Source organism: Roseibium sp. SCP15 (assembly GCF_040329435.1).
Classification (GTDB): Bacteria; Pseudomonadota; Alphaproteobacteria; order Rhizobiales; family Stappiaceae; genus Roseibium.
Genome location: NZ_JBDZYI010000002.1, coordinates 1,001,436 through 1,021,736, shown reverse-complemented (window position 1 = coordinate 1,021,736; position 20,301 = coordinate 1,001,436). Strand labels below are relative to the sequence as shown.

Genomic DNA, 20,301 nt, shown 5'->3' with positions numbered 1-20,301 from the left:
CTTCATGTTTGATGGCCTGGCCATCTGAATTTGTAGACTGACAAGGAAGACGCCAAATGGCTGAACTTTTCCAGTTTGAGTTGGTCTCCCCGGAGCGCCAGCTTCTCTCCGAGCAGGTCGCCGAGGTCGTAGTACCAGGCACTGAAGGCGAGTTTGGCGTTCTGAAGAACCACAGCCCGTTCATGTCCACCATCAAGCCGGGCATCCTGAAAGTCCGCAATGGTGGTGGTTCCTGGGACGAATATTTCGTGCGCGGTGGATTTGCCGACGTCGCTTCCGGTGGTCTGACGGTCCTGGCCGAGCAGGCTGTTCCGGTCAAGGAGATCAGCAAAGAGCAGCTTGATCAGGCGATCAAGAATGCGGAAGAAGACGTTGCTGACGCCAAGGACGACGACACCAAGCAGAAAGCGGAAATGACGCTTTCGCAGCTGAAAGACGTGGCGAACGCTCTGAAAGCAGCCTAACTCTTTCAATTGCCTGAAACTTTGAAACGCGGTCTGGAAACAGGCCGCGTTTTGTTTTGTTCAACCGGAAAGGCGTAAGGATTAGCACTCAAGACTTTGGCTATGAGGCTTGGTGAAAAACCTTGAGACAAAGAGCATGTTTCGTGGAGTTGAAGTCCTTGAATTCAGGTAGGAGTAATTTGAATTCAGCCTTTCCACGAAATCTTTAGGTGTCGGGAGTGACGATCGAGGTGAAAAGGCAGGCAAAATAAAACCCGGCCTGGGGCCGGGTTCGAAGTCGCGTGGGAAACCCACGTATATTCTGCTTTTCTGAAAAGCAGCTGGTATTGTTAAGCCGCGCGGCGGAAGGACAGGCTCATGCCGCCACCGCCAGAACGGTTGCGACGGCGCTCTTCCGGCGGAATGTACACAATGGCACTGTGCTCTTCGCAGTAGGATACGCCCGGCTCAACACGGGTCGAGCACGGAAAAATGTAGTTACCAGCTTCACCTTCTGCCCATTTGCAGCAACCCGGACGCGGGAGAGACAAGTCAGCCATGTTGTTTTCCTCTATTTCTACCAAGCAACAAAAGCGCTCGAGCATCCTCGGGAGGAGAGGATCCGAACAGCTTTCGTAAGGAATCGGATGTTATCGGCGCCCGGGACGTCATCCGTTGTCCAACCCCCAAGGGTGCTCTTCAGCAAGCGCAGGCATTACATAAGCGGCATGTCACAAAAATGCAATAGAATACCTGACATTTCCGGCCTGCACTCAGCGCATACCGGGTTAATGTAGTATTATTGAAGCCGTTTAACTGGGGTCGATAGTTAAAAGACTCAACTGCTTAGCTGACATCGTGCGGTAAAGTGCCGCCAGCATCTTTCAAAGCTTGCGGAGTATCGAGATCCAATCTTGCTGCAGGACCTATTTCTACTTCAGATACGAATCCAGGATTTTCAGCAATTATATGGCGAGCACCAATGTCGCCGCTAAGCGATTTCAGGTCGTCGAAGAACCTTCGATCCCACAGGACCGGGTTGCCGCGTTTGCCCTCTGCGGTGGCGGTGACAATCAGGTTGGAATCACTCTCCCGGTAGGCGTCAACGAGTTTGCGAAGGATACCGGAATCAATGCGAGGCATGTCGCCCAGCAAAACGATCACCGCGTCAAGATCAGGTACCAGAGCATTCATTCCGGTCCGGATCGAGCCCGCCATGCCATCGGCAAAATCGGGATTGTGCGCGATTGAAACATCAAGATCCGAAACAGCTTCGCCGACTTCTTCCGCAAGGTGGCCGGTTACGAGTACCGATTGTGTCAAACCGGCACCGAGGGCCGCCTCCGCGGCATGGCGAATGAGGGCCTTGCCGTCGAGCTGCGCGAGCAGTTTGTTTGGCCCGCCCATCCGTGACGACTTGCCGGCGCCCAGAACAATCGCGCCGATACGCTGCTCTGTATCGCGCCGTTTCTTCTCACGCGGCTGTGGCCGGGTTCCGATCTCCATGAGCAAACCTCCAACTCCCATGGCGGTGATGTCATCCGGTTTGACTTCCAGACCGGCAAGAAGCCGGTCGAGTACCCAGTCGAAGCCGTTTTCCTTTGGGCTTCGTGCGCATCCAGGAGCGCCGAGCACCGGAACACCGCCAAGGTCGCCAAGCATCAGGAGATTGCCAGGGTCGACCGGCATGCCGAGATGTTTGACTTCTCCTCCTGCCAGATCCAATGCAGCCGGCAGGACATCCTGCCGGTCGACCACGGCCGAGGCGCCGAAGAGAATCAGAAAATCAGCGTCGTCCTTTATCAACTGGTCCATAGCGCCCGCCACTGCCGAGGCCGTGTGCGGAACGCGTTTTTCGTTGACAACGATGCTGCCGCTCGGGCGCAGACGGTCTTCCAGCACGCGTCGTGTCTTGTCCATCGTCGTCGGCTTCAGATGCGGGAGTTCCGTTGCGACCAGACCAATCTTACTTGACCGGAACGGGCTTACCGAAACCGCACCGCGAATGGCATCTTCCGCATATTTCAGCTGTTCCTCGGGAACGGCAAAGGAGATGATCTTGGCTGTTGCCACCATACGATCACGAGCGACCTTGCTGAAGTTTGGCAAAGTGGCGAGAGTGATTGCAGGGGCGATGCGGTTGGCAGCGGTGACAGCTCTCTGGTCAATGACCAGGACACCATTTTCATCCGCGTAGAGATTGGTTCGTCCCGTAAAGGCAGTGTCTTCGCTGACATGGGGTCCCTTGGCCGCCTGCCCAAAACGGGTTGCTGCAAGGTCCTCCCCGACGTCACCGTCCTCCTCGCGGGCGACAACCACTTGGCTGATGCCATGTTCCGTGAGTTCAGCGCAGTCTTCAAAGGTGAGCACATGCCCCTTTTTCAGCGTCCTTCCAGGCAGCTTGGTCCTGTGTGCAAGAATGCAGCCGACGGCCTCTAAACTGGAACACTCACCGAATTTCATTCAGAGGACTCCGGCGCTTTTCGCAGAGCTTTGATGATCGAGCCAAGTACGGAAACCGCGATCTCCTCAGGTGAAGCGGCGCCGATGTCGAGACCGATCGGAGCATCGATGCGATCAAACAGCTCAGGCGCTACACCGGCTTCCCTAAACCGTTCCAGCCGCTTGCCATGAGTTTTGCGGCTTCCAAGCGCACCGACGTAAAAACATCCGGTCTTCAAGGCTTCGATAAGCGGAAAATCATCGATCTTCGGATCGTGCGTGACTGCGGCAACCGCCGTATAGGCATCAAGTGGCGCTTCCTTGAGTACATCTTCAGGCCACTCCGCTTTCAACGAGCTACCCGGGAAGCGATCCTCGGTGGCAAAGGCTGTGCGCGGATCGATGACGCTCACATCCAGTCCGGCAATCCTTGCAATGGGCACCAGGGCCTGGCTGATATGGACCGCACCGATAATCACCAGACGGGGAGAGGGGACCGACACGGTTAGGAAAACATCTTCCGTATCCTCCTGCACGATGCCGGATTTGCCGGAGCGGAAGCGTTTGGAAAATTCCTCGGCAAGCGGGTCGGCAGAATAGTCGTCTTCCTTGCGTATCAGCCTCTGACTGCCGTTGGATAGACTTGTAGCAAGGATTGCAGCGCGCCGGGTTGAGCGAAGGTCGTTCAGTTCTGAGAGAAGGGACAGGTCCATTGGATCAGCTACGGTCCGTTGCGAGTTTGACACCCAGCCCAACCAGGAGCGAACCGCCGATCCAGCGGCTGAAGTCCTGGAAACTGGATGTTTTGGTCAGGCGCTTCTTAACCTCCGAGGCGAACAGCACCGTCACAATGTCTGCCGACGTGAAGGCGAAATTCACGATGGTGCCCAGAACGAGAAACTGTGCCCATATTGGGAACTCGGCACTCGGGCTGACGAACTGAGGCAGGAAGGCGATGAAAAATATCGCGACCTTGGGATTGAGGACTTCAACGAGCACACTGTCGACAAATGCCCTGCGAGAGGATTTTTGCGGCAGGTTCGGCACCGGGCCGGACGCGACTCGTGTGCGGATCATTTGAACACCCAAGTAAACCAGATAGGCACCCCCGGCCAGTTTCAGGGCGAAGTAGAGCGTCGGAACCACCGAGAATATTGCAGACAGACCGAAGGCAGCGGCAAAGACGTGGACATAGCAGCCAAGGTGAATACCGGCCGCCGCCATGAAGCCTGCGCGCTGGCCCCGCGATATGGTTTGGGCAGCCGTATAAAGAAGGGCGGGGCCGGGCATATAGGCAAAAAGCGCGGTCGCGGCGATGAAGGCCAGAAAAGTTTCGGTTGAAAGCAAGGCTGGGATCCAATTCAAAGAACAGGTTCAACATAAACACGAATTCGGCCGCCACACGAGAGACCGACGCGCCAGGCTGTCTCGTCCGCAACACCGAATTCCAGTGTTGTCGGCTGGCCGGTTTCGATTACATCGATCGCTTCGGAAACAACCGCGCCTTCGACGCACCCTCCGGAAACGGATCCTTCGAAGTTCCCGTCTGCATCTATCACCAGGTGGGACCCGACGGGCCTTGGAGCAGAGCCCCAGGTTTCGATCACTGTTGCCAGCGCGACGGATCGGCCGGAGCTACTCCAGCTTTCAGCAGTCTTCAGGACATCTGCGATGGAAGAATGTTCTGTTGCAGACATGAGCAAGCCCCTTTCTGGCCCGGGAAGGATTACTCAATATAGATCTTTCCAAACGGGAAGAAAGATGCCTGAAAACAGAAACGGCGCCTGCTGATGCAAGCGCCGCTCAAGTTCGTGTGGCCAGAGGTTTTCAGACCTTATTCTGCAGCCGCTCTCAACGCGGGTGCAGCGCTGAGGACAGCGCCGTCCACATGGCCCTCAAACGTCTCGAAGTTTCTCACGAACATTTCGACAAGTTTTGCTGCCTGCGCATCGTAGGCTTCCTTGTCGTCCCAGGTTTCGCGAGGGGTCAGGATCTTTTCGTCGACACCGGCAACCGTGATCGGTACTTCGAAACCGAAATTCGGATCGGTTCTGAATTCAGCTTGATTGAGATCACCGGACAAGGCTGCCTGAAGCAGCGTCCGCGTCGCCTTGATCGGCATGCGGTGGCCTACACCGTGAGCGCCACCGGTCCAGCCGGTGTTGACCAGCCAGCAGTCCACATTGTGCTTGGCAATCAGGTCCTTGAGCAGGTTGCCGTATTCGGACGGGTGCCGCGGCAGGAACGGAGCGCCGAAACAGGTCGAGAACGTGGCCTGCGGTTCGGTAACGCCCTTTTCGGTTCCGGCAACCTTTGCGGTGTATCCGGACAGGAAATGGTACATGGCCTGAGCCGGTGTCATGCGGGCGATCGGAGGCATCACACCAAAGGCATCGGCTGTCAGCATGATGATTGTCTTCGGACGCGGTGCGCAGCCGCTTTCGCTTGCATTTGAGATGAAATGGATCGGGTAGGCCGCGCGGGTGTTCTCTGTCTTTGTTCCGTCGTCGAAGTCAGGGACACGATTTTCATCCAGGACGACGTTTTCCAGAACCGTGCCGAAGCGTTGCGTCGTGGAGTGGATCTCCGGCTCGGCTTCGGCCGACAGCTTGATGGTCTTGGCGTAGCAACCGCCTTCAAAATTGAAAACGCCGCTTTCGCTCCAGCCATGCTCGTCGTCGCCGATCAAAGTCCGTGACGGATCGGCGGAAAGTGTGGTCTTGCCGGTGCCGGAAAGACCGAAGAAGACCGCGGTGTCTCCTACGTCACCGACATTTGCCGAACAATGCATCGACATGATGCCCTTCGCCGGCAGAAGGTGGTTCAGCATCGTGAACACCGATTTCTTCATTTCGCCCGCATAGGACGTCCCGCCGATCAGAACGATTTTCCGGGTCAGGTCGACAGCAATGACTGTTTCGCTGCGGCAACCGTGACGCTCCGGATCTGCCTTGAAGCTCGGCAGATCGACAATGGTCATTTCCGGGTCGAAACCGGCAAGCTCGCGGCTTTCTGGTCTCAGCAGAAGATTGCGGATGAACAGCGAATGCCAGGCGAATTCCGTGTAAACGCGAACGGGCAGCCGGTGGGTAGCATCAGCTCCGCCGTAAAGGTCCTGAGCGAACAGTTCCAAGCCTTCCGCGTGAGCCAGGAAATCCGACAGGAGCGTGTCGAATTTTTCCTTCGGCATTTGTGCGTTGTTGTCCCACCAGACGCTGCTCTTCGTTTCATCGTCCAGAACGACGAACTTGTCTTTAGGGGAGCGGCCTGTGTGAACCCCGGTTTCGGCAACCAGAGCTCCTCCAGCGGCAATTTGAGTTTCATTGCGGGAAAGGGAGTATTCGTAAAGTGCAGGCTCACTTTGGTTCCAATAGAGCGCCTTCAGACCTTTGAAGCCGAAGGTTTCGCAGCCGTTGGATGGATTCCTGACACCGATTTCTTGCATGTTCCCGCAGTCCTCGTGATGTGGGCTTTTTCTCGTCTCCGCCGGAGAGAGTTAAGAAAGACTAAATCCGGACGTGAGGGCTGCGAACCTAGTGGAATGACTTTGGGGCAGCAAGACTACTAAAGGTGCTGGTACATTGTTTAATCGATTAAAAGTTTTTTGAATTTGCTCAATGATTAATTTGGGTGGGAAAGTAAAAAACGAAACCTTCGAAATGTTCGTATCTACGGTTATTTCGAAAGAAAGTGCGCCTGGTTCGCGCTCGCTCGGCAGGCTAGAGTGGTTCGGGCGTATTGTTGCGCGTTTTTCGTGCGGCGGGGGGGTACTTGAATTTCCGCTTCGTGATACCCATCAATGCAGCCGACAAACGTGCTGTTCAATCAGATGCTAGGTAGAATTAGCGGTTTGCCTTAATTTATGCGCATTTAGCAGGCCAAAGGCTCTGTGTTAAAGTAAACCGATGCGCGCCACTGGCGCGTTGCCGGAAATGGAAAAGCAAAGCATGCCGACGATTGCTCTGGTCGATGACGACCGCAACATTTTGACTTCGGTCTCTATTGCATTGGAAGCGGAAGGATATCGGGTCCAGACCTATACGGATGGAACCTCTGCGCTGGACGGATTGCAGAGCGATCCTCCGGAGCTGGCGATTTTCGATATCAAGATGCCACGCATGGATGGCATGGAGCTTCTGCGCCGGTTGCGCCAGAACTCGGATCTCCCGGTCATCTTCCTGACGTCCAAGGACGACGAGATCGATGAATTGTTCGGTTTGAAGATGGGGGCGGATGACTTTATCCGAAAACCCTTTTCCCAGCGTCTTCTGGTTGAGCGCGTACGGGCGGTTTTGCGCCGGGCGCAGCCCCGGGATGCTTCCGCGCCACGCGATGACGCGGACAAGCTTCTGGAGCGTGGCCAGCTGGTGATGGACCAGGAGCGCCACACCTGCACCTGGAACAACAAGCCCGTGACGCTGACCGTTACGGAGTTCCTGATATTGTCCGCCCTGGCCCAGCGCCCCGGTGTCGTCAAAAGCCGCAATGCACTGATGGATGCGGCCTATGATGATCAGGTATATGTGGACGACCGCACCATCGACAGTCACATCAAGCGTCTGCGGAAGAAGTTCAAGGTTGTTGACGACGACTTCGACATGATCGAAACCCTTTATGGTGTAGGCTACCGGTTCCGGGAGGTCTGAAGCAGCCGTAGAGCGTATCTGAATGGCGGTTGAAAGCGAGAGCGCAGAGGGAATTGACGTCTCTGAACCTGCAAATGGTTCGGACCGATCCCGTTTGCGCCGACTTGGCAACAAGCGCCTTCGTCGTCGCCTGCTCAATCAGCTAGGGCGTATTTTCGGAACCTATGTTCTTTCGTCGCTGACGCGGCGGATCATTGCGATCAACCTGGTCGGTCTTCTCGCGCTGGTGATCGGTATTCTATACCTCAATCAGTTTCGAGCCGGTCTTATCGATGCGCGGGTTCAAAGTCTTCTGACCCAGGGCGAGATCATTGCCGGTGCGATTGCAGCTTCTGCAACGGTCGACACGGGTGCGATCACAGTAGACCCGGAACGTCTTTTGCAGCTTCAGGCGGGCGAAAGCATCACGCCGACCAGCGACGATCTCGACAATCTGGATTTTCCCATCAATCCGGAGCGGGTCGGGCCGGTTTTGCGCCGTCTTATCTCGCCTACCAAAACCAGGGCCAGGATCTATGATCCGGAAGGGATTCTGATCCTCGATTCCCGGCATCTTTATTCAAGCGCACAGATCCTTCGGTTCGACCTGCCTCCTCCAACGTCGCAGGACGAAGGGTTCTGGGACACGGTGTGGCAATGGGCCAAGCGCTGGCTGCGCCAGGGTGATTTGCCGCTCTATCAGGAAGTCGGCGGTGGAGACGGCAGGGCGTACCCGGAAGTCGAGGCAGCTCTCGCGGGGTCTCCTGCCAGTGTGACCCGAATTTCCCAGCGAGGTGAGCTGATTGTCTCCGTCGCGGTGCCGATCCAGCGTTTCCGCGCCGTTCTCGGGTCGCTGCTCCTGTCGACGCAGGGGGGTGATATCGATGCCATCGTGCGAGCCGAGCGCATCGCGATCATTCGCGTCTTCCTGTTTGCCGCCACCGTGACGATCCTATTGTCGATCTTGCTGGCCGGCACGATTGCCGGGCCGGTCCGCCGATTGGCCGCCGCGGCAGACCGTGTGCGTAAGGGGACAAATTCTCGAGAGGAAATTCCGAATTTCTCGGACCGTCAGGACGAGATCGGGCATTTGGCCCGGGCGTTCAGCGATATGACCAACGCGCTTTACAACAAGATCGATGCGATCGAGCAGTTTGCGGCGGATGTGGCGCATGAGCTGAAGAACCCCCTGACGTCTCTGCGCAGTGCGGTGGAAACGCTGCCCCTGGCACGGTCAAAGGAATCGCAGGACCGCCTGATGGAGGTCATTCAACATGACGTGCGCCGTCTGGACAGGCTGATCAGCGATATTTCCGACGCCTCGAGACTGGATGCGGAACTGGCCCGAATCCAGTCGGAAAAAATCGACCTAGCCGAACTGTTGCGCCACATGGCCGACGCCGCCAATCAACGCTCTGGTGCTGAAGAAGCCAGCGTGAAGCTTGCGGTTGCCGATGCGCAGGGGGCAAAACCCTACGAGATGATGGGGCATGACATTCGCCTCGGGCAGGTCATCAGCAATCTTCTGGACAATGCCCGCTCGTTCTCACCTGCAAACGGTACGGTTCGCGTTGATCTCGGACGGGAAGGCAAGAGGATCAAGATCATCGTGGATGATGACGGTCCAGGGATCCGCGCGGAAAATACGGAACGCATTTTCGAGCGCTTTTACACCGACCGGCCGGATGGCGAAGGGTTTGGCAACAACTCGGGTCTCGGCCTGTCGATCTCAAGGCAGATCATCGAAGCGCATGGCGGAACCATCACTGCGACCAACCGTATGGAGCTTGGCCCGGACGGTGAACAGAGGATCGCCGGGGCAAGGTTCATCATTTACATGCCGGCAGGAGTCGGAAAGTGACAGCACAGGCCGTCCACGCCAATTGCGTTGTTGTCGGCACGCGCGGACTGCTGATCCTTGGCGAGGCCGGCTGCGGCAAATCATCACTGTCCGAAACGCTGGTCGAGGCTGCAGCAGCCAGGGGCAACCGGGGTGTACTCGTGGCGGATGACAGGGTGTTTCTGTTGTGTGAAGAAGATCGAGTGATCGCGAGCGTTCCTGAAACGATCCGGGGAAAGCTGGAAATTCGCGGATTTGGGCTGGTAGATGCAGCCTTTCAAACGACTGCCCGCATTCACTTGCTCGTCAACCTTGTTCCCATGGCGGAAATGGAACGTCTGCCAGAAGAAGCCTTGCCGATGCAGCCTGTTGCAGAAGGCCTTCTGCCCACTGTCACATGTCCCGCAAATGAGCCTGACATCAGTGTTCGTCAGATCCGCTGGGCCTTTCGGAGTTTGTTTCCTGGCGGACCTGATTATATTTAATAGAGCAACAGTGTTTTTTGCTTGCAACTGGGGAGACGGTTGAAGAGAGTGCATCAGACTGATAAACGCCCGGCTCCCCGGGTTCCGGTTGGAACCTTGAGCTAACTGCACTCGATAATCAGGCCATATTACGTATGATCGGACTTGTACTTGTCACCCATGGACGTCTCGCCGAAGAATTCAAAGCGGCGCTCGAACATGTCGTTGGCCCTCAGGAACAGGTTGAAACCATTTCTATTGGCCCGGATGACGATATGGAGCAGCGGCGGCAGGATATTCTGGCTGCGGTCGAGGCGGCCAATTCCGGCAACGGTGTGGTTCTTCTGACCGATATGTTTGGCGGAACGCCGTCCAATCTGGCCATTTCGGTCATGGACAGCAAATCTGTTGAAGTGGTCGCCGGTGTTAATCTTCCCATGCTGATCAAGCTGGCCAGCGTGCGCGCGGACCGCGAACTTGCAGACGCCGTCGATGAAGCGCGTCAGGCCGGTCAAAAATACATTTCAGTCGCTAGCCAGGTTTTGTCGGGGCAGAATTAATACGAAAAATGACAATTCAGAATTTATTGGAAAAAGACCTGACGATCGTCAATCGCCGCGGCCTTCACGCGCGTGCTTCAGCAAAGCTGGTTAAGCTTGTCGAAACCTTTCGAGCGGATGTCCAAGTCTCAAAGGACGGGCAGACCGTCGGTGGAACATCCATCATGGGATTGATGATGCTTGCCGCCAGCCCGGGCTGCTGCATCAAGGTGTGTGTAACCGGAGATGACGCTGAAGACGCCCTCTCCGCAATTTCAGAGCTTGTAGAAAGCGGCTTCGGCGAAGAGGACTGATTTTTACGGTCATGGATGCAGCCAGCATGTATTTTCTGGTCTTTGTTTTTCCACCCGACAATTAATTTGCAGCACGCCAGTCGTCTGCAGCCGTTTTTAGATGGGGTGTCATGGCGAGTCATTCGGAAACCCGGTTAATTTCTGCTGCGCGTGAGGTGCTGGAACATCTCCACCGTGCATTGGAGTTGCAATTTGCCTTTGAGCTCTGGGACGGTTCCCTCGTTCCGGCCAACGCCCCTGCTGATGGACTGAGGATCGCACTTTCCGAAACAGCTCTGACCAGGCTGTTGAGGCGACCGGGCATTAAAACAGTGATCGATCTCTATTCGACGGCCGAGATTGATCCGCGTGGTGGCAGCATCTTCGAATTTGCAGACAAGCGGCCCAAGGTCAAAGGCCGGGAAGTTCGCAAGCGTCTGAGCAAACGTCTCCTTTTGAAAAACGCGCTTCCCTTGCTGTTGGGAAACACAACAGGCAGCAAAGCCGGCCAGACCAACGGTCTGGATGCCGGAAAGCTTGCAGACCGCAGTTCCGGCAGCCGGAAAGACGATATCGCTTTTCACTACGACGTTTCCAACGACTTCTATCGGCTCTTTCTCGATCCGAAGATGGTCTATACCTGCGCCTATTTCACGGATTGGAAAAACGATCTGGCAACGGCGCAGACGGACAAACTCGACATGATCTGCCGTAAATTGCGGTTGAAGCCCGGCGATCGCATGTTGGATATCGGCTGCGGTTGGGGTGCCCTGATCTGTCATGCTGCAGAACATTTTGGAGTGACGGCAGTAGGCGTTACGCTGGCGGAAGAGCAGCTGAAACTGGCTCGTGAAAACATCACGGCTCGAGGCCTTCAGGACAAGGTTTCAGTGGAACTGATCGACTACCGTCATATGGAGGGGAAGTTCGACAAAATCTCGTCAATCGGCATGTTTGAAGCCGTTGGCCTGGACAACTACGACAACTATTTCCAGAGCGTCCATCGCCTGCTGAAACCGCGCGGTCTGTATCTTCATCACGCCATTACCCGGCGCGGCAAAAAGGATCTGAAGGCGTTTCGGCGCAAGAAGCCGGAATACCAGGCTCTGGTGCGGTACATATTTCCCGGCGGCGAGGTGGACCATATCGGCTGGACCCTGACCAATCTCGAGGCTCACGGTTTTGAGGTGCACGATGTCGAAGCCTGGCGGGAGCACTACGCTCGCACAACTCGCCTTTGGGCGGAAAACCTCATGAAGGTCAAGGATAAGGCAATCGCGGAGGTCGGTGAGGAAAAATACCGGCTCTGGCTTGCCTATCTGTGCGGCGTGTCACTTGGCTTTGAACGCGGAACGATCGGTATTTTTCAGACCGTCACTTCAAGGCGCTCCAAAGGGCTGTCCGGCATGCCTCCGACGCGAGAAGATCTTTACAGGTCATGATTACAGCATTTTATGAATTGAAGTGATTTTCCTTCTTTTAGGTGCAGTGAAGTGAACTAGCTTCACAATTTGACTGTGAAGTGATTTTCCTTCACTATTGGCGCAGGTCTTCAGGCAACAGGACTTTGCGATGTCCGGTGACACGAAAAAACTGTCCGTGCTCATGGGCGATGTGATCGGTAGCGAAAAGATGGATCGCAGCCGATTACACGAGGTCTTCAATGATGCGATCAGCAAGGTGAATGTCGAGAACCGGACGGAACTTGTTTCTCCCCTGACCATAACGTTGGGAGATGAGTTTCAGGGACTGCTGCCGAGCTCTGCACTGGCATTCCATATGGCCAATACCCTGCGCCTGAGGTTGCTGTTCGAGGACGTTCCCTGTCGTTTCGTGATTGGTCAGGCAGATATCCAGACGCCGATCAACAAAGAGCTGGCTTGGAACATGCTCGGTGACGGCCTGGCGAATGCTCGTGAGGTTCTAAATCGGAAACAGGATGCAAACGCCTATCGTTTCTCATTGTTGGGAGCCTCCGACCTTAAAGACGTCAGTGCGCGCCAGTCTCTGTTGGACGTTTTTGGCTCCGTGCTTTCGGAGACGGAACGCGGTTGGTCTGAAAAGCAGTTGGAGACAATCAGTCTGTGGGATCAGTTCAGCGGAGATGCTGACCGGATTGCCGAAGCACGTGGCGTCAGCAGGCGGTCAGTCTATTACACGCTGGAGTCGGCGGGATGGGATAACTACAGAAGCCGCCGGGAAGCCTTGCGTACCTATCTCGCTGAATGTGTGAGGCCCTGAATTCAGGCAAAAGGTTGGGGATGTGATAGCAAAGGCAGCCAATCGCTTTGACAAGTTTGTTGCGGAACGGCTTTCTATTTTAGCGGGAATTTTGACCATCCGGCCTCAGTCTCGAGGCATTGATAAGGTGCGCCATGCTCGAGATTTTGCTTCAATCTATTGGCTATATCGTCCTGGCTTATCTGCTGTTCGACGTCGGAACCGGTTTTACAAAATACATTCTTGAAATCAGCGGAGCTGGTAAGCGCGAGCGTGAGCTGGCGCAGAGAAACCGTGCAAAGCAGGTATCCGAACTCGACAATCTTCCTTCATCGGCATCGCCAGAGCAAGCTGACTTCAGCGCAAACTCTGTAGAAACCTCATACCCGGAGAACAAGTCCGGTCGTTACATCGGTCTCCTGGAACGGCTGCTCATCGTGGCGGGGCTGGTCTGGAACAACTGGGAAATCATCCTCGCCGTCATCGCGCTGAAAACCGTCGCACGGCACAAGGAACTGGATGACAAGATCGACGCCGAGTATTTTCTGATCGGGTCCTTTGCCAGCATTGTCTGGGCGATTGGCGTTGCCGTATTGCTGGTCCTTTATGACAGGCACTTCGGATTTTCCGTCCTGCCGACAACCTGGCTGTTCGGCACCTGAGCAATCCCTGTTGTTGACCGAACCTTTCGGCATTGGATTTTCAGAGAATGGCTTGTCATCAATCTGAAAGGCATTGTTCTGCCGACGAAACGTTGTGGGCGGTGCGTAAAAAATCATCATATAAAGAATTCTTTATATCTTTATTGCGTGAAGTGTTCGTGGGCGCTATAACGCCTCCCAACGAATTCCGGATTCTGCCGGAAATCGGCTTGCGGCCGCCGCAATGCATTGAGGCACGGGCTTCAAACGGCAGCGGCTGCTTGTTCCAAGCCCGGCGTAACGAGCTGGACCTAACAGCAGGACACTTTCATGACCGACTACATTGTCAAAGATATCGGGCTCGCAGATTGGGGCCGTACCGAAATCGAGATCGCCGAGCACGAAATGCCGGGCCTGATGGCTTGCCGTGCAGAGTTTGGTGAATCCAAGCCGCTCAAGGGTGCACGGATTGCTGGCTCCCTGCACATGACCATTCAGACGGCTGTTCTGATCGAGACCCTGGTTGCGCTGGGCGCAGAAGTCCGCTGGGCTTCCTGCAACATCTATTCCACTCAGGATCAGGCTGCTGCTGCCATCGCTGCTGCAGGCGTGCCGGTATTTGCCATCAAGGGCGAAACCCTGGAAGAGTATTGGGATTACGCGGACAAGATCTTCGACTTCCCTGAAGGCGCCAACATGATTCTCGATGATGGTGGTGACGCGACCCTTTACATCCTGCTCGGCGCACGCGTTGAGGCCGGCGAAACCGGCGTCATCGAGAACCCGACATCGGAAGAAGAAGAAGCTCTGTTTGCGCAGATCAAGAAGCGCATGGCCTCTCATCCGGGCTGGTTCACGAAACAGAAGGAACTGATCCAGGGCGTTTCGGAAGAAACCACCACCGGAGTCCTGCGTCTTTACGAAATGCAGAAGAAGGGCGAGCTGCCTTTCCCGGCGATCAACGTCAACGACAGTGTTACCAAGTCCAAGTTCGACAACCGGTACGGCTGCCGTGAATCCCTCGTGGACGGTATCCGCCGCGGCACCGACGTGATGATGTCCGGCAAGGTTGCCGTTGTGTGCGGTTACGGCGATGTGGGCAAGGGCTCGGCTCAGTCTCTGGCTGGTGCCGGCGCACGTGTCATCGTTACGGAAATCGATCCGATCTGTGCTCTGCAGGCCTCCATGGACGGCTACGAAGTCAAAACCATGGAACAGGCGCTGCCGGAAGGCGACATCTATGTCACCGCAACTGGCAACAAGGACATCATCACCTTCGACCACATGCGTGGCATGAAGGACATGGCGATCGTCTGTAACATCGGACACTTCGACAACGAGATCCAGGTTGCAGCGCTGAAGAACACCAAGTGCCGCCCGGTCAAGGATCAGGTCGACATGTACGAGTTCCCGGATGGCAAGCGCATGATCCTGTTGTCCCAGGGGCGTCTGGTGAACCTCGGTAATGCAACCGGCCACCCGAGCTTCGTGATGTCTGCAAGCTTCACCAACCAAGTGCTGGCGCAGATCGAACTCTTCACCAAGGGTGATGAGTACAAGAACGAAGTTTACGTGCTGCCGAAGCATCTGGACGAAAAGGTTGCGCGCCTGCACTTGGAAAAACTGGGTGTCACGTTAACCGAATTGTCGGACGAGCAATCCCAATATCTGGGGATTAATAAAACCGGTCCGTTCAAGTCCGAGCACTACAAATACTGATGCTTGCTTTCCAGGCTACTAGATATTGACAGTTGCCTGATCTGAGCTTGTGAACAAAAAAACGCAGGACCCTTCAATTTGAAGGGTCCTGTTAACTTTTCAGTTACGGACTCTTCTGCGCGATTCTCAAAAAGGTTATGGTTAAAACGAATCAAAGGCCAAGAGGCGAAAGTCTTTGATTTACTCCCGGAATCCGGGGGGCTGTTCCCGCAAGGCGGGACAATGCGGCGTAAGGGGACCATAACATGCCGATAGGCGGCACAGACGGCGCGCGTTCATGCGCGACGTGGCGAGATCGGAGTCTGAATCGAGTTAAGCTTGGCGCTGCTACGATGGCAGGGCTTGGACTGTCGTCTGGCCCGGTAGCTGCCGGCGTGCTCGCGGAAACCACCGCTGCCATCAACCCGGATACCATGATTCTCTTCGGCGCGCTCGGCGGCATGTGTGCGTTTGCCGTTACCGCCGCCGTCTCTCTCGTTCGACATCGGAAGCAATCGGCACAGGTCACCGCAACCCTCGAAAAGGAAAAGGGCGACCTGAAGTTTCGCGTCGATCGTCTTGAAGCGATGCTCAACACCGATGAGCAACGCGTGATCGTGTGGACCGGCAACGGCGCCATGCCCCAGATCTGGGGCATATTGCCGGAAAAATCCGGCGTGCCGCGCCCGCCGGCTCAGCTTCTGGCATTCGGCAGCTGGCTGACCGCCAAATGTGCAGGCGATCTGGAACGCTTTCTGGATATGCTGTTCCGCACTGGTGAAGCTTTTACGACGACCTTGAAAACCCGTACGGGAACCTATGTCGAGGCACTGGGGCGTACGACGGGGGGCGCAGTTGTTCTGCGATTGAGAGACCTGACGGGCGAACGGCAGATGCAGGCCGAACTCGCTGCGCGCAATGCCAAGATTTCCGGCGAGCTGCATATGTTGCACTCGCTTCTGGACGCCATGCCGGACCCGGCCTGGCAGCGCGATGCCGAGGGCAACCTCATTTGGGCCAATGACGCCTATGCCGAAGCTGTCGAGATGTCGGACGCGGAAAGTGCAGTCAAGGAAGGCGCGACTTTCCTGGATGCCGCGGCACGCACAGCCATGGCCGTTCAGCGGACCGAAGATGGCTGTTTCAATGCACGGATCCCGATTGTGGCGTCCGGTGAGCGCAGAGTCTTCGAAATCACCGATGTCAATGCGAATGTCGGTGGAGCGGGTATTGCCGTCGATATCAGCGAGCTGGAACAGGCCAAGAAAGAACTCGGGCGCGCCGAGGAATTCCACGGTCGTACCCTCGATCAGCTGGCTGCGGCCGTGGCGATCTACAGCAGCGACCGCAAGCTTCAGTTCTACAATGCTGCCTTCCGTCAACTCTGGGACCTGGATGCAACCTTCCTAGAAGGTCATCCGGAAGATGGTGCCGTTCTGGATGCGCTTCGTGCAGCGCGCAAGATTCCGGAGCAGGCTGATTACCGCGGCTGGCGCAAGAAGATGATGGAAAGCTACCAGTCGCTGGAAGCACGCGAAAACTGGTGGCACCTGCCGGATGGTCGGACATTACGCGTTATCGCAAATCCGCACCCGCAAGGCGGAGTTACCTACATCTACGAGAATGTCACCGAACAACTCGACCTTGAGAGCCGGTACAATGCTCTGACCCGTGTGCAAGGCGAAACGCTCGACAACCTGTCCGAGGCGGTTGCCGTGTTCGGTTCGGACGGCCGGCTGCGCCTTTGGAACCCGGCTTTCGGTCGGATCTGGGACTTGGAAGAAGACCAGCTATCCGAACTGCCGCATGTGAAACAAGTCGTGTCCGCTTGCACTTTGAGCGACACGGAAGAGGAAGCATGGGAACTGCTGGCTGGCAACGTCACAGGGCTTTTGGACAACCGCACCCAGAAGGTCAATCGCCTGGAGCGTCACAACGGAGATGTTCTGGATTATGCGACCGTTCCGCTGCCTGATGGCGGGACGCTGGTCACCTTTGTTGATGTTACCGATAGCGTGAACGTTGAACGCGCACTGCTTGAGAAGAACGAAGCGCTCGAACAGGCAGACCAGATCAAGAATGCGTTCATCCAGCATGTATCCTACGAGCTGCGCTCACCGCTGACCAACATCATTGGCTTCGCCCAACTGCTTGCCGACCCGAAATTTGGCGAACTTTCCGAAAAGCAAGGCGAATACGCAGAATACATCCAGTCTTCGTCTTCCGCTCTTCTCGCCATCATCAACGATATCCTCGATCTGGCGACGCTCGATGCCGGCATCATGGAGCTGGACCTTGGTGAGGTGGATGTCGCCAACACGGTTTCGGCCGCAGTTGAGGGGCTGAAAGACCGGATTGCAGAAGCCCGGATCAATCTGCGCATGCATGTTCCGGAAGATATCGGCGTCATGATTGCCGACGAAAAGCGTCTGCGTCAGGTCCTGTTCAACCTGATTTCCAACGCGGTTCGTTATTCCGAGCCTGATGGTGTGGTCGATGTCAGCTGTGATCGCGACGAAAACAACGTGACGTTCGTTGTGAAGGATCACGGATATGGTATTCCGGCCGAAATCCTGACCCAGGTCTTCAAACGTTTCGTCGGCCACGATACCGGAACCCGGCGTCAGGGGGCAGGGCTTGGCCTTGCCATCGTGAAGAGCTTTGTCGAGCTGCATGGCGGCGCGGTTGATATCGACTCTGCCGAAGGCAAGGGGACGACGGTTACCTGCACCTTCCCGGCGCGGCCAGAACTGGCGGACCAGGCCGCCGCCGAATAGGACGCCTGTCAATGGCTGACAACGAACTTCGGCACCTGCCTACTCCTTTCCTGACCCTGCAGATTTCCGATGAAGAAAGCACAGGGCGACTGGCCAATGACCTGGCCATGGCGCTCAGGCAGGGAGATACCGTGTGCCTGTCCGGTGATCTGGGGGCGGGCAAATCCACCTTCACCCGCGCTTTGATCCGCTCATTCGCCGGTGAACCGGATCTGGAAGTTCCAAGCCCGACCTTCACCCTTGTCCAAAGCTATGCTTTCGACCGCTTCGATCTCTCCCATTTCGACCTTTATCGCCTGGAAGAGCCCGAAGAACTGGAGGAGCTGGGCCTTGATGATCTACTGGAAACAGGGGCCGCCTTGATCGAGTGGCCGGAAAAGGCCGAAGACCTGTTGCCCGCGCATGCGCTCTGGATCCAGATTTCCCAACCGGATGAGGAAAGTGACGCCCGTGTTTTCAGCTTCTTTTCCGAAGAGCCTGGCTGGCAGACGCGGATAGGCGAGACGCTCCGCATCAGGGAATTCCTGCAAGGAACGGAGTTCGCCGGTTCCGAGCGTCGGTTTCTTGCCGGCGATGCATCTCTCAGAACATTCGAGACGGTGGACGCCGGCGCCGAAAATGCAGTGCTGATGCGCTGGCCCTTTCTTGGAAATGCGATTGATCCGTCCGTTCGCGGTTACATGGAAAAAGTGCATCTGGCGCGCGATTGCCGGTCGGTGGTGGCCGTCGGAACGCAATTGCGCCAGCGCGGGCTGCTGGCCGCCGAAATCCTTGGCTCCAGCATTGAGGACGGCTTGATCCTGTCTCAGAACCTGGGACAGGAAACCATTGTCGTGAACGGGAGGCCTGTTCGCGAGCGGTATTTCGCAGCGGTCGATGTTCTGGCGAAGATGCATGGCGAACCCTGGCCCGGCGCGGTCGAGCTACCGGACGGCGCAAGTTACAGGCTCCCTGTCTATTCAACCGAAGCTCTGGTTGCCGAGGCGTCCCTGTTTCTTGATTGGTACGTTCCCGAAAGCACCAGTGAACCTGTCGATGAGACAATGCGTGCCGAGTTTGAAATGCTCTGGCGCAACGCATTGGAAAGTCTCGGAAACGCCCAACGAGGATGGGTGCTGCGCGACTTTCATTCACCGAACCTTTTGTGGCAAGATGGCCAGACGGGCACGGATCGGATCGGTCTCATAGATTTCCAGGATACGGTCGTCGGCCCGGTCGCTTACGATGTTGCATCGTTATTGATGGATGCTCGCACCGATATTGACGTCGAACTGGAAACAGATCTTTTCGATGCCTATGTCTCGGCGAGGGAAAAACAGACCGGAGCGTTCAACCGGTCCGGTTTCTCGTTAGCCTACGCTGTCATGGCGGCGCAGCGGAATTCAAAGATCCTGGGGATATTTGTCCGCTTGGCCCGGCGTGACGGAAAACCGGCTTATTTGAGCCATTTGCCGCGTATACTGGGCTATCTTGACCGGGCACTTGAAGCCCCCGAGTTGTCGGAGTTGAAAAACTGGTACCGTCGGTACCGGCCTTGAGGGTTTCTGCGGTACCGGTACCGGTCGCAATGATTTGAGTAATGCCATGACAGAAACGCGGTTTCGTCCTTCCAACGCAATGATCCTGGCCGCCGGCCTGGGCAAACGCATGCGCCCCATCACGGCAACGACACCCAAGCCGCTGATTGAGGTCAACGGACAGGCCTTGATTGATCACGGACTGGACCGGCTGGTGGCTGCCGGTGTGAAGACCTGCGTCGTCAACGTGCATTATCTGGCTGACCTGGTGGAAGTTCACGTCCGTCGCAGGAATGATATCGATATCGTGGTGTCGGATGAGCGCGAGCAACTTCTGGAAACCGGCGGCGGTATCAAGAAGGCGCTTCCGCTTTTGGGCGATGAGCCGTTTTTCCAGCTGAACGCGGATACCTGTTACTGGATTGAAGGGGTGAAGCCCAATCTGGAGCACATGATCGAAGCCTGGGACGAGGACCGGATGGATGTGCTTCTGCTTGTGGCCGAAACCGTGAAATCGGTCGGCTATAGCGGACGTGGTGACTTTGAGATGGCGCGTGACGGCAGTTTGACCCGTCGCTCAGAAAAGGGTGTCACACCCTTTGCATACGCGGGAGCTGCAATCCTCCATCCGCGGATCTTCGATGGGGCACCCGAGGGGCCGTTTTCGATGAATACCCTTTTTGATCGTGCGATCGAAAACGGACGTCTTTTCGGGGTGCAGATGGAAGGTCTCTGGCTTCATATCGGCACTCCGGACGCAATCAGTGCAGCCGAGTATGCCGTGCGCGAGAGTGCTGCCTGA

19 protein-coding genes are annotated in these 20,301 nt (G+C 56.1%); 13 read left to right on the top strand and 6 right to left on the bottom strand.

Annotated features, from left to right (window positions below):
* The first annotated feature begins 56 nt into the window (after positions 1-56).
* A complete protein-coding gene (locus tag ABLO27_RS12120) occupies positions 57-464 on the top strand; it encodes a F0F1 ATP synthase subunit epsilon (protein WP_353033178.1) in 408 nt (135 codons plus the stop codon).
* Between the two features lie 329 nt (positions 465-793).
* Here ABLO27_RS12120 and ABLO27_RS12115 read toward each other — a convergent pair whose 3' ends face one another.
* From ABLO27_RS12115 to ABLO27_RS12090, 6 genes are all read right to left on the bottom strand, one after another.
* Entirely contained in the window at positions 794-1,003 is a 210-nt protein-coding gene (locus ABLO27_RS12115) for a hypothetical protein (protein ID WP_353033177.1), read from the bottom strand.
* 286 nt (positions 1,004-1,289) lie between these two features.
* Positions 1,290-2,906 carry a molybdopterin-binding/glycosyltransferase family 2 protein gene (locus ABLO27_RS12110; RefSeq protein ID WP_353033176.1) on the bottom strand — a complete coding sequence of 539 codons (1,617 nt, stop codon included), beginning with the start codon at positions 2,904-2,906 and terminating at the stop codon, positions 1,290-1,292.
* Positions 2,903-3,598, bottom strand: coding sequence for an XdhC family protein (locus ABLO27_RS12105; RefSeq protein ID WP_353033175.1), 696 nt, complete (start codon positions 3,596-3,598; stop codon positions 2,903-2,905). Before ABLO27_RS12105 ends, ABLO27_RS12110 begins: the two co-directional genes overlap by 4 nt.
* Positions 3,599-3,602: 4 nt before the next feature.
* Positions 3,603-4,232 carry a LysE family translocator gene (locus ABLO27_RS12100; protein ID WP_353033174.1) on the bottom strand — a complete coding sequence of 210 codons (630 nt, stop codon included), beginning with the start codon at positions 4,230-4,232 and terminating at the stop codon, positions 3,603-3,605.
* Positions 4,233-4,246: 14 nt separating this feature from the next.
* Entirely contained in the window at positions 4,247-4,582 is a 336-nt protein-coding gene (locus tag ABLO27_RS12095; protein WP_353033173.1) for an XdhC family protein, read from the bottom strand.
* Between the two features lie 137 nt (positions 4,583-4,719).
* Positions 4,720-6,330: a phosphoenolpyruvate carboxykinase gene (locus tag ABLO27_RS12090; protein WP_353033172.1), complete on the bottom strand. Its 1,611-nt coding sequence runs from the start codon at positions 6,328-6,330 to the stop codon at positions 4,720-4,722.
* Positions 6,331-6,832: 502 nt separating this feature from the next.
* Between ABLO27_RS12090 and ABLO27_RS12085 the strand changes: the two genes are divergently transcribed.
* The 12 genes from ABLO27_RS12085 to ABLO27_RS12030 all read left to right on the top strand — a co-directional run bounded on the left by ABLO27_RS12085 (position 6,833) and on the right by ABLO27_RS12030 (position 20,301).
* Complete coding sequence (locus ABLO27_RS12085) at positions 6,833-7,531, top strand: response regulator transcription factor (protein WP_353033171.1); 699 nt, start codon at positions 6,833-6,835, stop codon at positions 7,529-7,531.
* Between the two features lie 22 nt (positions 7,532-7,553).
* On the top strand, positions 7,554-9,371 hold the full coding sequence (locus ABLO27_RS12080) for a sensor histidine kinase (protein WP_353033170.1): 1,818 nt from the start codon (positions 7,554-7,556) through the stop codon (positions 9,369-9,371).
* The gene (locus ABLO27_RS12075; protein ID WP_353033169.1) at positions 9,368-9,835 is read left to right on the top strand and encodes an HPr kinase/phosphorylase; all 468 of its coding nucleotides are present in this window, start codon (positions 9,368-9,370) and stop codon (positions 9,833-9,835) included. Before ABLO27_RS12080 ends, ABLO27_RS12075 begins: the two co-directional genes overlap by 4 nt.
* A 134-nt stretch (positions 9,836-9,969) precedes the next feature.
* On the top strand, positions 9,970-10,374 hold the full coding sequence (locus ABLO27_RS12070; RefSeq protein WP_353033168.1) for a PTS sugar transporter subunit IIA: 405 nt from the start codon (positions 9,970-9,972) through the stop codon (positions 10,372-10,374).
* Positions 10,375-10,382: 8 nt separating this feature from the next.
* Complete coding sequence (locus ABLO27_RS12065; RefSeq protein WP_353033167.1) at positions 10,383-10,667, top strand: HPr family phosphocarrier protein; 285 nt, start codon at positions 10,383-10,385, stop codon at positions 10,665-10,667.
* Between the two features lie 110 nt (positions 10,668-10,777).
* Complete coding sequence (locus ABLO27_RS12060) at positions 10,778-12,088, top strand: cyclopropane-fatty-acyl-phospholipid synthase family protein (protein WP_353033166.1); 1,311 nt, start codon at positions 10,778-10,780, stop codon at positions 12,086-12,088.
* Positions 12,089-12,218: 130 nt separating this feature from the next.
* Entirely contained in the window at positions 12,219-12,887 is a 669-nt protein-coding gene (locus ABLO27_RS12055; RefSeq protein ID WP_353033165.1) for a SatD family protein, read from the top strand.
* Between the two features lie 134 nt (positions 12,888-13,021).
* On the top strand, positions 13,022-13,528 hold the full coding sequence (locus ABLO27_RS12050; RefSeq protein WP_353033164.1) for a hypothetical protein: 507 nt from the start codon (positions 13,022-13,024) through the stop codon (positions 13,526-13,528).
* A gap of 309 nt (positions 13,529-13,837) precedes the next feature.
* On the top strand, positions 13,838-15,226 hold the full coding sequence (gene ahcY / locus ABLO27_RS12045) for an adenosylhomocysteinase (protein WP_353033163.1): 1,389 nt from the start codon (positions 13,838-13,840) through the stop codon (positions 15,224-15,226).
* A gap of 332 nt (positions 15,227-15,558) precedes the next feature.
* Complete coding sequence (locus tag ABLO27_RS12040) at positions 15,559-17,982, top strand: PAS domain-containing sensor histidine kinase (RefSeq protein WP_353033162.1); 2,424 nt, start codon at positions 15,559-15,561, stop codon at positions 17,980-17,982.
* A gap of 11 nt (positions 17,983-17,993) precedes the next feature.
* Positions 17,994-19,520 (top strand): tRNA (adenosine(37)-N6)-threonylcarbamoyltransferase complex ATPase subunit type 1 TsaE, encoded by a 1,527-nt coding sequence (gene tsaE / locus ABLO27_RS12035; protein ID WP_353033161.1) that lies wholly within the window; start codon positions 17,994-17,996, stop codon positions 19,518-19,520.
* Positions 19,521-19,566: 46 nt separating this feature from the next.
* Positions 19,567-20,301, top strand: a complete 735-nt coding sequence (locus tag ABLO27_RS12030; protein ID WP_353033160.1) for a nucleotidyltransferase family protein — start codon at positions 19,567-19,569, stop codon at positions 20,299-20,301.